General features: G+C 40.4%; 13 protein-coding genes. 5 read left to right on the top strand and 8 right to left on the bottom strand.

Annotated elements, in window-relative coordinates; genetic code table 11:
• Positions 1 to 60: 60 nt before the first annotated feature.
• Complete coding sequence (locus E0H94_RS08925; RefSeq protein ID WP_131326078.1) at positions 61 to 939, top strand: permease; 879 nt, start codon at positions 61 to 63, stop codon at positions 937 to 939.
• Positions 940 to 983: 44 nt separating this feature from the next.
• Here the strand turns inward: E0H94_RS08925 and rdgB are convergent, their stop codons facing one another.
• Positions 984 to 1,610 carry an RdgB/HAM1 family non-canonical purine NTP pyrophosphatase gene (gene rdgB, locus E0H94_RS08920; RefSeq protein ID WP_131326077.1) on the bottom strand — a complete coding sequence of 209 codons (627 nt, stop codon included), beginning with the start codon at positions 1,608 to 1,610 and terminating at the stop codon, positions 984 to 986.
• A gap of 117 nt (positions 1,611 to 1,727) precedes the next feature.
• On the opposite strand from rdgB, the gene E0H94_RS08915 reads away from it, so the two are divergent.
• Entirely contained in the window at positions 1,728 to 2,300 is a 573-nt protein-coding gene (locus E0H94_RS08915) for a hypothetical protein (RefSeq protein WP_131326076.1), read from the top strand.
• 46 nt (positions 2,301 to 2,346) lie between these two features.
• On the opposite strand, the gene E0H94_RS08910 is transcribed toward E0H94_RS08915, so the two are convergent.
• The 7 genes from E0H94_RS08910 to E0H94_RS08870 form a co-directional block, all read right to left on the bottom strand.
• A complete protein-coding gene (locus E0H94_RS08910) occupies positions 2,347 to 2,934 on the bottom strand; it encodes a tetratricopeptide repeat protein (RefSeq protein ID WP_131326075.1) in 588 nt (195 codons plus the stop codon).
• The gene (gene metW / locus E0H94_RS08905; RefSeq protein WP_116758625.1) at positions 2,931 to 3,524 is read right to left on the bottom strand and encodes a methionine biosynthesis protein MetW; all 594 of its coding nucleotides are present in this window, start codon (positions 3,522 to 3,524) and stop codon (positions 2,931 to 2,933) included. The genes E0H94_RS08910 and metW overlap by 4 nt, the downstream gene beginning before the upstream one ends.
• Entirely contained in the window at positions 3,524 to 4,684 is a 1,161-nt protein-coding gene (gene metX / locus E0H94_RS08900) for a homoserine O-succinyltransferase MetX (protein WP_131326074.1), read from the bottom strand. Before metX ends, metW begins: the two co-directional genes overlap by 1 nt.
• A gap of 101 nt (positions 4,685 to 4,785) precedes the next feature.
• Positions 4,786 to 6,483 carry a 2-isopropylmalate synthase gene (leuA, locus tag E0H94_RS08895; protein ID WP_131326073.1) on the bottom strand — a complete coding sequence of 566 codons (1,698 nt, stop codon included), beginning with the start codon at positions 6,481 to 6,483 and terminating at the stop codon, positions 4,786 to 4,788.
• Between the two features lie 540 nt (positions 6,484 to 7,023).
• Positions 7,024 to 7,707: a Fe2+-dependent dioxygenase gene (locus E0H94_RS08890; protein WP_131326072.1), complete on the bottom strand. Its 684-nt coding sequence runs from the start codon at positions 7,705 to 7,707 to the stop codon at positions 7,024 to 7,026.
• A 107-nt stretch (positions 7,708 to 7,814) separates the two neighbouring features.
• Positions 7,815 to 10,133, bottom strand: coding sequence for a TonB-dependent receptor (locus E0H94_RS08885; RefSeq protein ID WP_131326071.1), 2,319 nt, complete (start codon positions 10,131 to 10,133; stop codon positions 7,815 to 7,817).
• Positions 10,134 to 11,023: 890 nt separating this feature from the next.
• Positions 11,024 to 11,161 carry a TonB-dependent receptor gene (locus E0H94_RS08870; RefSeq protein ID WP_131326070.1) on the bottom strand — a complete coding sequence of 46 codons (138 nt, stop codon included), beginning with the start codon at positions 11,159 to 11,161 and terminating at the stop codon, positions 11,024 to 11,026.
• A 708-nt stretch (positions 11,162 to 11,869) separates the two neighbouring features.
• On the opposite strand from E0H94_RS08870, the gene tig reads away from it, so the two are divergent.
• From tig to clpX, 3 genes are all read left to right on the top strand, one after another.
• Positions 11,870 to 13,201 carry a trigger factor gene (tig, locus tag E0H94_RS08865; protein ID WP_131326069.1) on the top strand — a complete coding sequence of 444 codons (1,332 nt, stop codon included), beginning with the start codon at positions 11,870 to 11,872 and terminating at the stop codon, positions 13,199 to 13,201.
• A 190-nt stretch (positions 13,202 to 13,391) separates the two neighbouring features.
• The gene (clpP, locus tag E0H94_RS08860) at positions 13,392 to 13,997 is read left to right on the top strand and encodes an ATP-dependent Clp endopeptidase proteolytic subunit ClpP (protein WP_131326068.1); all 606 of its coding nucleotides are present in this window, start codon (positions 13,392 to 13,394) and stop codon (positions 13,995 to 13,997) included.
• 28 nt (positions 13,998 to 14,025) lie between these two features.
• Positions 14,026 to 15,336 (top strand): ATP-dependent protease ATP-binding subunit ClpX, encoded by a 1,311-nt coding sequence (gene clpX, locus E0H94_RS08855; RefSeq protein ID WP_131326067.1) that lies wholly within the window; start codon positions 14,026 to 14,028, stop codon positions 15,334 to 15,336.
• Positions 15,337 to 15,339: the final 3 nt, after the last annotated feature.

Genomic DNA, 15,339 nt, shown 5'->3' with positions numbered 1-15,339 from the left:
TTCTGGAAAAAAGTCTCATGGGTGTTATGATATTTTGGTGAAATTTCAAGGAACATCGATGTGGCTTTGCTATTGCCGTTATTGGCATTCTTAACAGGTTTAATGCTTGCAACCACACCTCTTGCTTCGAAGTTAAAAACAGTATTATCTAGTTTATTGGCACGTTGTTTTATTCCCGTTGTGATTATTTACAACATGGTGTTTTATCAGCCAGGCAGCTTTAGCTTGATGTTGTTTAGCTTTGTCGTTGCCATTCTGTTGTTTTATTTTTTTCTCTATTTTTCACAGAATAAGTTGAGTGCCTTGTGCTTTAGTTATGTCAATATGGCATGGCTAGGCTTTCCTTTTGCCATTGCGTTATTTGGGACAGAAATCAGCCCTGCGATGGTGGCGTTGTATATTGGTGGTTCGATTTTTGGCAATCTCTGGGCAGTCACTGCTGTGAGTGATACGCCTCAGCCGCTCAGTACTATTCTGAAAAAAGTCGTGTATTCCCCCCCAATTGTTGCTTTAAGTTTGGCTGCATTGTTTGGGTTATTGGGTATACAGCACTGGCTACAACAGCATGGTATTGACTGGATATATGCTGCTGCAAAGTTGGGCATGAGCTTTTCAGGCATGTGTGTGTTGGGCATGTGGCTCAGGCACACCAAAGTCGATGCAACCGATCTATGGCAAAGCACTCAAACCGCAGGCTTGAAATTACTTTGTGGTTTAGTGTTATGTGGATTAGCGTATCGCTTTTTGCCTATACCCCATATTGAACAATCGATAGGGGTCATGTTCTTATTGTTTTGTTTGCCACCTGCGGCAAATATTGTGGCTTTGGAAACGCATTATCAGGGGACAGGAACTTCGGCAAAATATATCGCTTCGGGGACGATGGTCAGTTGTGTTGTGGTCAGTCTGTATGGCGTGGTATTGCATTTGTTCATGTAAAAAGGCTCTTGCTCCCTCCCTAAAGAGAGAGCAGAAAGTTTTAGTTACTTTTCTAAACTGTGTTTAAAGCGCTGCATGGCTTGACCACGATGGCTGATTTTATTTTTTGCTTCTTTGCTCATTTCTGCACTTGAAAGCCCTAACTCGGGTAACCAAAACAGTGGGTCATAGCCAAAACCATTTTCACCTCGTGCAGCTTCGAGCACTTCACCTTTCCAAATGCCTTGGAAAATCTGTGGAAGTGGATCATCAGCATGTTGTACCAGTGCTAAAACGCATACAAACATACCTTCAATGGTTTCACCCTCTTTACGCAGAGGCTTCAATTGCTCTAATAGCTTTTGGTTGTTGGCAGCATCATCGCCATGTTCACCTGCAAAACGGGCAGAGTAAATGCCAGGTGCGCCATCTAAAACTGGGACACAAATACCCGAGTCATCAGCAATCGCAGGTTTACCTGAAATACGGCTGGCATGACGGGCTTTAAGGATGGCATTTTCAACAAAGCTTAATCCGTCTTCCACGGCATCTTCAATATTCAGTTGACCTTGCGGCACAACGTTGACTGGAAGTTGGAGTTCGGCAAAAAGTTTCTCAAACTCAGCAATTTTACCTTTGTTGTTACTGGCAAGCACTAATGTGCCCTGAGATAACCAATCTTGTGCAAACATGAATTTTACTCAAAAAAATATTGGGTTAATTTTAGCTGATTTCTTTATGGGAAAATCAGTAGAACCTATGTTTCAATCCCTAATAGTGAAAATAATAAAGTTTTGAGCCCAGTGCTAATGAATGTCAAAATAGAAAAAGATATTAAATATCAGTATTTTGTTGTTTCGATATTTAATCAAAAAATTGAAGATGCTTATGAAGAGTTGGCTAAATTTTTAGTTCAGTATTTATCATTGCATTTTGATTTTGGTTTATTTCTAACTGAAGATGTTTGGCAAAATGAATCACGGTTGCTTCATTATTTTAAAATATCTAAACAGAAGTTATATAAGTCAATATTTTCTCTTGAGCAATTAGAACAATGTGAAACTCTGATTAGACACCCTCTAGACGGTCATTTAATACGATATTGCAGCTATTTTCAATTAGATTTCTCTCAGCTTAAGGAAGCACTAGCATTGAATGCAAGTGGGAGTTTTGGCCGAAGCTTTGTTTATTTGAAAAGAAAAGGATGTAATGACAGCCAATTTCTAGATAGTAAGCTTTTGTTTGAATATGGTGGCGTTAAAGATTCAATAGATTGGAATCAACTAGAAGATGTACTTAAAATTCAGCAAATTTATCCAATTCAAAAATGGGAAGCTTGTTATGAAATTTCAATTAGGTTGAGCAATGACATTAAACTTTAAGTAATAAAAAAAGCACCCGAAGGTGCTGTCTAGAGTCAGTGCAATATTACTGCGCTTGAATCCATTTGTCGGCACGGTCACGTGCTAAACGAATCTGGTCTTGGGTCAGGTTCGCTGCCAAAGCAGTCTTTTTACCTTCAGACATGGTAATGACTTTATTGTCGAGCATGCCATCACGGGTTGAAAGTTCATACCATTGGTAAGCACCAATGTAGTTTTTCTTTTGCTCTTCCATCATGGCAAGGTTAAAGCTGGCACGGTTGTCGCCATGGCTGGCTGCCTTTTCAAAGTATTGGCGAGCCAAAGTTTCACTTTTAGCAACCCCAACGCCATCGGCATACATACGACCTACATTTAACTGGGCAGGGGATAAGCCCTGATCAGCCGCAGCTTTAAACCAAGCAAAAGCTTGACGGTCATCTTGTTGGATATCTTTACCCGTTTGATATTTGGCACCTAAGTAAAACTGTGCGGCAGGTTGTCCCGCTTTTGCAGCTTTAATTAAGTTGCCAATATCCATGGTTGAATATTGGGCAGCTTGACTAGAAATTGAAGCAGATGGCGAAACATATTCAGCATGAGACTGAATGCTAAAAAGTCCAAAAACTAGTGTGCTTAATAATAATTTTTTCATAGCGCGCTCACTCGATAAATTGCGACTTCACCAAACAGATTCGGGATATGTTTACTGAGTAAACTACCTTGCTGATCCCCATTAACGGCGAGTCGATTAATTATTCGGATGTTGTTTTCTGCACAAAGTGCTTCAAAATCTCGAAAAGTACATAAGTGGATATTTGGAGTATTATACCACATATACGGTAATGCTTCTGAAACAGGCATCATCCCTTTTAAAGCCAAGAAAGAACGGGTCTTCCAATGTGCAAAGTTTGGAAAGGTAATAATGGCTTGTTTCCCCACACGCACCATATCACGTAATAATACGTCAGGCGCATCTACAGCTTGCAAAGCTTGTGCCATGACCACATAGTCAAAAGATTGGTCGGCAAAGCGACTTAAACCTAAATTTAAGTCCTGCTGAATAATATTTAACCCTCGGCTGATCGCAATTGCAATCTTTTCCTGATCAATTTCTAAGCCATATGCACGAATATTGTGCTGTTTGCTCATGTGAGCTAACAATTCACCATCACCACAGCCCAAATCGAGGACTTTAGAGTTGGGGTTAATCCATGCTTCAGCGAGTTGATGATCGATACGCATTATACAGCCTCCTTAGCGGTAGATTTAAGCTGTTCTTCACCACCTAAAAATGCACGTAATGATTTTACATAAAGCGGAATCGGGAATAAGAATGAATCATGACCTTGTTCAGCATCAATATCTAGATAGCTCACAGGCTTGTGATTGCTAATTAGTGCATCCACAATTTCTTGTGAGCGTTCAGGAGTAAAGCGCCAGTCCGTGGTAAATGACACCACCAAGAATTTACATTGGGTCTGAGACATCGCTTGGGTCAATGAATGTTCATATTCACGCGACGGATCAAAGTAATCCAGTGCCTTGGTCATAATGAGATAGGTATTGGCATCAAAGTTTCGGCTGAATTGTTCACCTTGATAACGCAAATAACTTTCGACTTGGAATTCGACATCAAAGCCATACATAAATTTGCCCGATTTTAAGTCGCGACCAAATTTTTGTTTCATCGCTTCTTCAGACAGATAGGTAATATGACCGACCATGCGGGCTAAAATTAAACCGCGTTTTGGATAGCTGTCATGTTCTAAATAACGACCTTGATGGAAATCAGGATCAGACAAAATCGACTGACGTGCTACTTCGTTAAAGGCAATATTCTGTGCGGATAGTTTGGGTGCACTGGCAATAATCACGCATTTTTGTAAACGCTCAGGATAATCAACCGACCATTGTAAAGCCTGCATGCCCCCTAACGAACCACCAATAACGGCATACCAAGTTTGAATGCCTAAGCGGTCAGACAGCATGGTTTGGGTCTTGACCCAGTCACGGACGGTGACTAACGGAAAGTCAGGGCCATAAGGACGATTGTCATTTTCAGGGTTTGGCGAAGTTGGCCCTGTTGAACCGCTGCAGCCCCCAATATTGTTCAGTGCAACCACGAAAAATTTTGAAGTATCAATCGCTTTACCTGGGCCAATACAAGCATCCCACCAACCCGGTTTTTTATCGTCAGCATGATGGTAACCCGCAGCATGATGATGCCCCGATAAGGCGTGACAAATCAGAATGGCATTCGAGTGATCTGCGTTGAGTGTGCCGTAGGTTTCAACCATCATTTCGAAACGTGGTAAAACACGACCACATTCTAGTTCTAACGGCTCTTCGAATTGGAACTTTTGTGGGGTTACGAGACCCACTGAGTCAGCTGGAAAAGACACAGAAATACTTCGCCTTTAATTTTTTAGAACAATAAACAAAAGGATACCACTTGAGGGTATCCTTCTAAAGTCATTTTAGTGCTAATCAATATTGTTAATACTTATACCGCAGCAGCAATCACTTGTTCAGTGCTGAGTACACCTTGTTCAATTAAACGGTTGGTACATGCAAGGATTGCTTCAATAGAGGCGGTCACAATGTTGTCATGAACCCCAGCACCAAAGGCAGATTTACCTGTACCTTTCACTTGAATTTCAATTAATGCTAAGGCTTTGGCATGTGCGCCTGAGCTAATGCTGCGCTCTTCATAGTTCAAGACATCAATCGGTAATTGAAGCGCATTTAACATCGCAGAAATTGGACCATTGCCTTCACCACGTAAATGCTGGATTTCAGCATCAATTTCGATGTCTAACTCAATCACTTGGTTGCCATTATCATCAGACAAGCGGTAATTCTTCGCTGAATAATGGGCATCTTTGGTGCTGACATACTTATCTTTAAACAAGCCCCAGATTTGTTGTGCTGAAACTTCAACACCTTCATCATCGGCAACTTGTTGTACTACTTGCGAGAATTCAATTTGTAAACGACGCGGCAATACCACGTTGTAGTTTGCTTCTAACAAGTATGCAATACCACCTTTACCGGATTGTGAATTAACACGAATCACAGCATCGTAGTCACGGCCTAAATCTTTCGGATCGATTGGTAAGTAAGGCATGTCCCAGATTTCTTCATTTTTCTGGTATTCAAAGCCTTTTTTAATTGCATCTTGGTGTGAGCCAGAGAATGCAGTGAAGACCAAGTCGCCTGCATAAGGATGACGAGGGTGTACAGGTAAACCTGTACATTCTTCTACAGTGGCAATCACTTCATTAATGTTAGAGAAGTCTAAGTTCGGTGCTACACCTTGGGTATACATGTTCAAGGCAATTGCGGCAACGTCCACGTTACCTGTACGTTCACCATTACCAAACACACAGCCTTCTACACGGTCAGCACCCGCCATAATGGCTAATTCAGAAGCAGCGATACCACAGCCACGGTCATTGTGACAGTGAACTGAGATAATCACGCCATCACGACGTTGAATATTACGATGCATCCATTCGATTTGGTCTGCATAGACATTTGGCGTCGATACTTCCACCGTTGCAGGCAAGTTCAAAATGACTTTTTGTTCTGGGCGTGCATCCCAGATTTCAGTCACAGCATCACAGACATCTTTCGCAACTTCTAATTCCGTTGCAGAGAAACATTCTGGGCTGTATTGGAAGACCCATTCAGTTTCAGGTTGCTGCGCCGCATATTCTTTCACTTTTTCTGCTGCATTGATGGCCAATTGTTTGGCACCTGCAACATCCACATTCAATACTTTTTGACGGAATGTTGGAGAGTTTGAATTGTAGATGTGCACAATCGCGCGTTTTGCACCTTGTAATGATTCGAAGGTGCGTTGGATCAAGTGATCACGCGCTTGAACTAAAACTTCAATGTAGACGTCATCAGGAATATGACCTTCTTCAATCAATTTACGTGTGAAGTCAAAGTCGATTTGAGATGCAGAAGGGAAGCCGATTTCAATATGTTTAAAACCAATTTTCACCAACATTTGGAACATTTTAAACTTTTGTTCCATGTCCATTGGTTCAAAAATTGCTTGGTTCCCGTCACGAAGGTCGGTACTCATCCAAATTGGGGCTTGAGTAATTTCTTTGTTTGGCCATTGACGGTCAGGCAAGTCTACACGCTGGTACATGCGACGATATTTTTTACTTGGATCAGCCAACATCATGAGGAACTCCTTGTGCAGCATGGGTTGCTTGGTCTTGTGAAATCTGCAACTTGCTACAATATATATGGTGTTTATTTAAAAATATTTAAAGGGAAAAAGTCGGAATAATTGCCCAACAGGCAAAATTTTTATACGCGCGCGTGGCGCAGCATCAGGAGATTCATTTGAGGTTGAGCGTGAGTCGGAAAAGCAAAAATATCATTCGTTTTCATCATGTAACCATCAAAATCAATAGGGAATTTCACTTGCGCAAGCATTCGCATCGCGTTAAATGCGGTCTATGCGAAGATTGCACTGGGTGCAAGGCTTATATTTCTATCATACTGTGCTTAGCTTGAGAATGTTTTCCGAATATTAGTTTGAATAAAATATTTATGGAATTTTTTTTCTTTTTCTGTGTGTTTTTGGATATTTTTTATTGTATATCGAGGGTTAGTTAAATAATTATAAAAGTAAATTACATAATTCCCTTATTTTTTCTCGCTACTGCTTGAATGCAAAATACAACAGTAGCGAAAATTTTAAACCTGTTTTACAGCATTATAGTTCAGCCCATTTACGCATCAGATTATGGTAAAGGTTGGTTAGTTTAATGACTTCGGAATGTTGGTCACCCAATTGCATGCGTAAGTTCTGCACGGTTTGATCAAGGTTGAACAGCATATAACGTTCAGCATCATCACGTACCATACTCTGTACCCAAAAGAATGACGCAATTCGACAGCCTGATGTTATCGCAGTCACTTCATGCAAACTGGTCGATGGGTAAAGGATCATATCACCCGCAGGAAGTTTGACTTCATGATACCCATAGGTGTCTTCAACGACTAAATCACCACCTTCGTATTCTTCGGGTTCACTTAAAAAGACGGTACAAGATAAATCTGTACGCAGACGTTCATTGGTACCTCGAATACGACGAATCGAGTTATCGACATGAAAACCAAAGGATTCATTGTGTTCGTAGCGGTTGAATAGGGGGGGAATAATATCTAATGGAATTGCAGCAGAAAGAAATAAAGGATGTTGCCCCAGTGATTCTAAGATAATGGTACTAAGATGGTGGGTCAGCGGATGATCTTCAGGAAGTTGTTGGTTTTGCTTAACTGTAGCTGACAAAGTACCCGCGGTGACTTTTCCATTCACCCAGTCTATTTTATCCATTTCATCGCGGAAGTATTGAACTTGTTCTTTCGTCAGTACATTGGGAATATGATGAATCACGCGAATGTCCTTCATTTTAATAGAGTGTGTATGCAAATAGCCTCTGCATGCAGAGGCTATTTTTATATCATAATCCCATAAACTATTTATGGATTTTATGCTTTTAATTAATATTTAAAATTCAGAGAAAGCACTGCACTACGGCCTTCAGCTTCTGTTGCATAGTGCGAAGAATAAGCCTTGGTGAAATAGCGTTTATCTGTCAGGTTGTTTACATTTAATTGTAAATCAACATTTTTGTTTACGTTGTAACGCGCCATTGCATCGTAACGCACATAACCTGGAACAAATTTGGTGTTTGCTGCATTGCCATAGACTTTATCCATAGCGACAGCACCAGCACCTAAAGCAAACTGAGGTAAAATTTGGTAGGTGGTCCATAAGGTTGCCGAGTTTTTCGCAACGTTTTGAACTTGGTTACCATTGTTGCGGTTTACAATATAAATTGGCGCTGCTGTTGTTCCAATATTTTCGTAACCACCGTCAATAAGTTCGCTGTCTAAATAAGTATAACCTGCAGACATTGCCCACTTGTCAGTGATGTTGCCGTTAATACCTAATTCGAAACCATCGACACGGGTTTCACCAATATTTTGAGTCGTACCTTCATCGGTTGTTGCACGCGTGTTGGTTTTTTCAGTACGGAAAATGGCAGCGGTTAAATTGAGTTTATCGTTCAAGACATCCCATTTCGTTCCAAGTTCCATAGTGCGAACTTCTTCAGGTTTTAAGTTCTGAATAGCGGCGGTAATACCTTCAGAACCATCACCACCATCCACACCGACTGGGTTTGAAGAGGTTGCATAGCTTACATAGATAGACCCATTTTCTACAGGTTTGTAGACTAAGCCAGCTTGGTAGTTAACGAAATCAGAATCATTTTTAACAGTGACTTTATCGCCTGCCTGCACGCTACCGTTAAGAACATTACTATTACGAGCACCGTAAGTCATGGTTTGTTCTGCTGAGTAATCATCCCAACGAACGCCCAAATCTAAAATCCATTGTGGGTGTAATTCGATGCTATCTAAGAAAAATACAGAAGTATTCTCATTTTTGATGTTATAGACATCTGCACCTTGGGTACTGATGGTACCTGTCCAGTCACCACGATTTGGGTTTTGTACAGAAGTACACCAACCTGATGCAATTGCAGCAGCACTACAAGTACTATTAGCAGTTCCAGTGCTTGTTAAGCCATCAATAATATATTGAGTACGGTCAGTTTCTTGGTCTGAATACTCAGCACCAAAATTGAAGCTATGCTTAAACGCACCCGTATTGAACTTACCCGTTAAAGCAAGTTGATCGGTAAAGGTATCTGTGTCTGCTACGCGTGAGTTGACACGTGCCCAAACACTACCCGTTAGCTCGCCTGTAGTTTTATTATAAAAGTTACCTTTAGAGTCATCTGGATTGGTCCAGAGGTAATCATTCTTAGATTGGGTATAGACGGCTGTATTTGATAAGGTCAGATTGTCAGTTAAATCGTGTTCAAGTTTGATTGTACCGATTTGGTTTTCTTGTTTTTGAAAATCACGATCTTTCCAGCCATAGTATGTACCTTGCGCTACATCAATTGGCTTACCATTACCATTTAAACCCGCATAGGCGTTGGTTGCAGCAAATGGGTTGTTATACGGAATGCCTGAATCAGGAGTGTCGTCAGTTTTGAGGTAGTAGTAGCTCAAAGTAGCACGTGTATCGCTGTCTAAACCAAAAGTAATACTTGGGGCGATACCTGCGCGAGCATATTCAGTCCCATCATCTTGTCCCGCTTTGTCATTATGATGTCCCATGACTGCAACACGAGCAGCGATACCATTACCAAAGTCTTTATTCGCATCTAAAGTAATACGTTGGTAATCATCCGTTCCTGCACCTACAGAACCTTCTAAAAAATCACCTTTTTTAGCAGTTTTAGAAATCATGTTGATGCTACCACCCGTGGTACCTGCACCACCCATTGCAGATGCAGAACCTTTGGTGACTTCAACTTGTTCAATGGCAAACATTTCTCGGTTTTGTGAGGTGGCATTGCGAATACCATCGACATACATTGAGCTTTCAGAGTTATAACCACGAATGAAAGGACGGTCACCATTTGGGTTGCCACCTTCACCAGCGCCAAGAGTAATACCAGGCACTGTACGAAGCGCATCACTTAAAGTGGTAACCTTTGTATCTTCAATCAGTTGTTTAGAAATTACAGAAACAGATTTTGGTGTATCTAAAAGGGGAGCAACAAATTTGTTATTTGCAGAATTATCTACTTTTAAACTTTTTTGTGTGTCAGCATTTGCCTGAGCTTGAATGGTTGGCAGTTGAGCAGTTTCTTCTTGCGCAATAGCTGTGGTTGCAGCAACGGATAAAGATGATGCAATTGCTGCCGACACTAATTTTTTACGCGTTTTAATAAATGACATTTCTGAACTCACAAAGAGTAGTAAAAATTCTTATGCGAATAATAATAATTCTTATTTATTTTACCAATTGTAAATGATTGGAATTGTCGATAAAGGCCTGTAAGAAAAATGTAAAAATTAATGAGATTGTGTAACATCTTGTATATAAGTACATGATTTTACATGAATATAGAAAAATACTGCCAAAACGTGGTTTTTTATTGGGATTTTAAATGTTGAAAATCGTCAGAGAATAGACCGCAGTAGTTGTGCCCAGAAAGAGACGTTCCAGACATAGCAGAACCGATAGAAAGGTACTTATATGCTTTTGTAGATCAGCATTTAGGTCGTAATAGTCCATGTATTCAGTAAAATTTTTGTCTAATAAATTGTTTACAGCGGCATTAATCCGCACCCGATCATTGAACTGATAACTGCTCCCTAAGTTAAATAAGTGATAGCCAGAGAACTGATTATTCGTTTGCTTTTGAATATTCGGCGCATCACCTGTTTGGCTTTCTAAGTAGCGGGGACGACCAGACTGATATTCATGTTGTAACCATAGATCAAATGCATCATTGATAGGTCAGGTCGAAGTGAGATTGAATAAATGTTTAGCTGTAGACCCAAGTGCATCACCTTTATTTTTCACTTTTGGTCATTTCAGATTCGGTAAAGGTATAGGCTGCTTTAATACCCCCACTTAGGAATGATTTGATATTTTAATGAGCTTTCGAGACCATAAATTTCTGCCTCGTCGGCATGAAAACTCTTGGAATAAGATGTCACACCGCTGCCTAATCCAGAGCAGTCACTGATATGGTAATTAAATTCGTTAGTTATAGGTTGATCTTTAACAATATTAAAGAATGCCGTGGTATTAAAATTGAGTCGATCCGAAGCTTGATAATTTAGCCCAGTTCATCATTGATAGAGGTTTCAGGTTTTAAATCAGGATTGCCAAGTACAGGGGGTGTTGCTTGACCACTAAAGTTAATAATGCCGTTGTGCAAGGCTTTAGCCGAAGGAGCTTTGTAACCTGTACTCACGCTACCTTTTAGGGTTAAAGCATTAGCAGTATTCCAGACTAAATATAGGCGCTGGGGCTAAAATGGCCACCAAAACCTGAATGATCTTCATAACGATCAGCAAAGCTAAAGTGTAGATGATCCATCAGGTGCTACTCATCTTCGGTATAGAATGAGTCAGCGTCTTTCTCAAACTACGCTTCTAAACCTTCTATATCATCAATATTTTCAGCTTTTTTGTATTCGGCACCTAAAGTGAGCCTATAATTTTGAAGTGTAGTAATAAGATGACTGTCGGCAACTAAATAGAAGCTGGCGCATTTTTTATATACTACTCAAAAACCTGTAGCGGACATCACAATAGCGGAGAGTTGAGGCGTCGAAGAGTTTTTCGAACTGCTTTCCGCAAAAGCGGCACCACTAGACAAACCTAAAATTGTAAGGCTAAGTGAACGAAGGTTGCACATACACATAAATAACATTCCAAAGTTTAATGGGACAAATATCTGAAAAATAATGGTAATTAGATAATAATGATAAAGTTTGTCATTTATAATAAAAGCCGTTTGAAAATAAGAAAATGATCGAAAATTTAGAGAATTAACCAAAAGACCAAAAGAAATTAGATAAAATCTTGTAGTTTAAACATCCAGTTTTGTATATCTTTGAATGTTGTCATATAATGTGGCACTTTTTTATAAACTGTAATTACTAAATTTCGAGGAAGCCATGCAAGTAACTTCTGAAGCGGTTTCGGGCGTTGCCCGTCGTTTAAATGTATCTGTACCGACGAGCCGTGTGAACGAGCAATTTGAAGCACGTTTAAAACGCACTGCTAAAACTGTAAAGATTAACGGCTTCCGTCAAGGTAAAGTGCCATTAAACGTAGTTCGCCGTGAATATGGCGCGGGTATTTACCAAGAAGTGGTAAATGACGTTATCCGTGACACAGTATTCGAAGCAATTCAACAAGAAAAGATCAATGCTGTTGGCATGCCAAACATTGATAAAGTGGAAAACAAAGACGACGCGCTTGTATACGAAGCGACTGTTGAAGTTTATCCAGAAGTTGACGTTAAATTTGAAGGTTTAGAAGTTGAGCGTAAAGCGTCTACAGTTGAAGACAAAGACGTTGATCAAATGATCGAAAACCTTCAAAAGCAACGTGCTTCTTGGGCTGAAACTAAAGGCATGGCTAAAAAAGACATGCAAGTGACTTTCGACTTTGAAGGTACTGTTGATGGTGAGAAGTTTGAAGGCGGTGCTGCTGAAGACTTTAAACTGGTATTAGGTTCTGGTCGTATGATCCCTGGCTTCGAAGACGGTATCGTTGGTATGAAGAAAGGCGAAGAGAAAGTTATTGATGTAACTTTCCCTGAAGACTACCAAGCTGAAAACCTTGCTGGTAAAGCAGCGCAATTCAAAATCACAGTGAAGCTTGTTGAAAAACAAAAACTTCCAGAAGTTGATGCTGAATTCCTTAAAATCTTTGGTCTAACTGAAGAAGAAGGCGTTGAAAAATTAAAAGCTGACGTGCGTAAAAACATGGAACGCGAAGTGACAAACGGTTTGCGTAACCAAGTAAAAGGCGCGACTTTTGATGCGCTTGTTGCTGCAAACGAAGTTGAACTTCCTGCTGCAATGGTTGCTCAAGAAGTTGACCGTCAACGTCAACAAATGATCCAACAATTCACGCAACAGTTTGGTGCTCAAGGTGCAAAAGCATTTGACAGCAGCATGCTTCCAGATGAATTGTTCAAAGAACAAGCTGAGAAATCTGTAAAACTTGGCGTATTGGTAAGCAAAGTATTGGCTGATGCTAAACTTGAAGTTGACCAAGCTCGCGTTGAAGCTTACATCGAAGACATGGCTTCTTCTTACGAAGATCCAACTGAAGTTATCGAATACTTCAAAAATGACAAGCAACAACGTTCACAAATTGAAGCTGTTGTATTAGAAGATCAAGTTGTTGATCACATTTTAGCAGCTGCGAAAGTAACTGATAAAGCGGTGAGCTACGAAGAATTGTTGAAAGAGCAACAAGCTCGTCAACAAGGCTAATTTAGCTTGAATTAAAAAAGGCGCTTTGAGCGCCTTTTTTTATCTCAACAGATATCGGCTTGTCCCATATTCACAAAGCTTATGCAAAAAATTTCTGTTATTTAATGGGGAATATTTTGCAATTTCGGTCATTATCCCTCATATTGTGGATATGGGTTAAGTCACAAAAAATCTAGGAATAAATAAACGTATGTATGTTCCAACTATTGAAAACGCGTTAGTCCCAGTTGTAGTTGAGCAATCGTCTCGTGGTGAACGTTCATTTGATATTTTTTCGCGCCTTTTGCGTGAACGCGTTATTTTTTTAACGGGTGAAGTGGAAGACAACATGGCTAATTTAATTGTGGCCCAGATGTTGTTTTTGGAAGCAGAGAACCCAGATAAAGATATTCACTTATACATTAATTCACCAGGTGGTTCGGTCACTGCGGGTATGGCAATTTACGATACTATGCAGTTTATTAAACCTGATGTGGTGACTTATTGTATGGGTCAAGCCGCATCAATGGGTGCATTCTTGTTGAATGCAGGTGCGAAAGGGAAACGTTACTGTTTAGAAAATGCACGTGTTATGATTCACCAACCACTTGGTGGTTTCCGTGGACAGGCATCGGATATTGAAATCCATGCCCGTGAGATTATTTTCATTAAAGAGCGTTTAAACCGTTTGATGGCAGAGCATAGTAGTCAAGACTATGAAACTGTGGCAAGAGATACAGACCGTGACAACTTTATGACTGCACAGGCAGCAAAAGAATACGGTCTTGTGGATGAAGTGCTTAGCAAACGTCCATAAGTTTTAAGATTTTAGTATTGGAGTAAATATGTCCGAACATCCTCAAGGACAAAAGCATTGTTCATTTTGCGGTAAAACGCAGTCTGAAGTCGGGAAACTGATTGCAGGTGAGGACGCATACATCTGTAATGAGTGTGTGGACGTATGCTTAGACTTAGTGCAAACCAGTCAACAGGTTGAATCTGGTGACTGGGCTGCGAAGCCTTTGCCGAAACCTCAAGAAATTCGTGCTGCGCTAGATCAATATGTGATTGGTCAAGATGTTGCGAAGAAAACCCTGTCAGTTGCAGTTTACAACCACTATAAACGTCTTAAAGCGACACATAGTGGGCATAAGCACGATGATGCAGTTGAGATTGCAAAAAGTAATATCTTGTTGGTCGGACCAACAGGTTCAGGTAAAACCTTGCTTGCTCAAACCTTAGCGCGTTTGCTTGATGTCCCATTTGCCATGGCAGATGCAACGACTTTGACCGAAGCGGGTTATGTCGGTGAAGATGTTGAAAACATCGTGCAAAAGTTATTGCAAAAAGCCGATTACGATGTAGAAAAAGCTCAAAAGGGCATTATCTATATTGATGAGATTGATAAAATCACACGTAAATCTGAGAATCCGTCGATCACGCGTGATGTATCAGGTGAAGGTGTTCAACAAGCTTTGCTGAAAATGATTGAAGGTACGGTTGCTTCGATTCCACCGCAAGGCGGGCGTAAACATCCGCAGCAAGAATTCATTCAAATTGATACCTCTAACATCTTGTTTATCTGTGGCGGTGCATTCTCTGGTCTAGAGAAGATTGTGCAGCAGCGTCAAGAGAAAGGCGGTATTGGTTTTACCGCAGATGTGAAGAAAAAAGATGAAAGCAAGCAGCTTTCAGATTTGTTCCGTCAAGTTGAAGCAACAGATTTAGTGAAGTTCGGTTTAATCCCAGAATTTATTGGTCGTTTACCTGTTATTGCAACATTGGATGAACTGGATGAAGAAGCATTAATGCAAATTCTGACAGAACCAAAGAATGCATTAACACGTCAGTATCAGCATTTGTTCGACATGGAACATGTTGACCTTGTGTTTGAAGATTCGGCATTGCGTGCAGTCGCGAAAAAAGCGCTTGAACGTAATACGGGTGCACGTGGTCTGCGTTCAATTTTGGAAAATGCCTTACTTGAAGTGATGTATGACTTACCAAGCCGTACAGATGTGGGGACTGTAGTGGTGAATGAAGCCGTGATTAATGGTACGGCTAAACCTGAATTACAGCCTGAACGTCAACCTAAAGTGACGACTGAAGATGCAAATAAAGTTGATTTAAAAGTGATTAACTCAAAATCTGCTTAATTT

It is taken from the genome of Acinetobacter sp. ANC 4173, assembly GCF_004331255.1.
GTDB lineage: Bacteria > Pseudomonadota > Gammaproteobacteria > Pseudomonadales > Moraxellaceae > Acinetobacter.
This window is presented reverse-complemented; position numbering and strand designations above follow the sequence as displayed.

Coding starts and splice junctions, on each gene's coding strand:
- rdgB (WP_131326077.1), bottom strand. CDS start 1,610: ATGTTTGCACAAGATTGGTTATCTCAGGGCACATTAGTGCTTGCCAGT.
- E0H94_RS08915 (WP_131326076.1), top strand. CDS start 1,728: ATGAATGTCAAAATAGAAAAAGATATTAAATATCAGTATTTTGTTGTT.
- E0H94_RS08910 (WP_131326075.1), bottom strand. CDS start 2,934: ATGAAAAAATTATTATTAAGCACACTAGTTTTTGGACTTTTTAGCATT.
- metW (WP_116758625.1), bottom strand. CDS start 3,524: ATGCGTATCGATCATCAACTCGCTGAAGCATGGATTAACCCCAACTCT.
- leuA (WP_131326073.1), bottom strand. CDS start 6,483: ATGATGTTGGCTGATCCAAGTAAAAAATATCGTCGCATGTACCAGCGT.
- E0H94_RS08885 (WP_131326071.1), bottom strand. CDS start 10,133: ATGTCATTTATTAAAACGCGTAAAAAATTAGTGTCGGCAGCAATTGCA.
- tig (WP_131326069.1), top strand. CDS start 11,870: ATGCAAGTAACTTCTGAAGCGGTTTCGGGCGTTGCCCGTCGTTTAAAT.
- clpP (WP_131326068.1), top strand. CDS start 13,392: ATGTATGTTCCAACTATTGAAAACGCGTTAGTCCCAGTTGTAGTTGAG.
- clpX (WP_131326067.1), top strand. CDS start 14,026: ATGTCCGAACATCCTCAAGGACAAAAGCATTGTTCATTTTGCGGTAAA.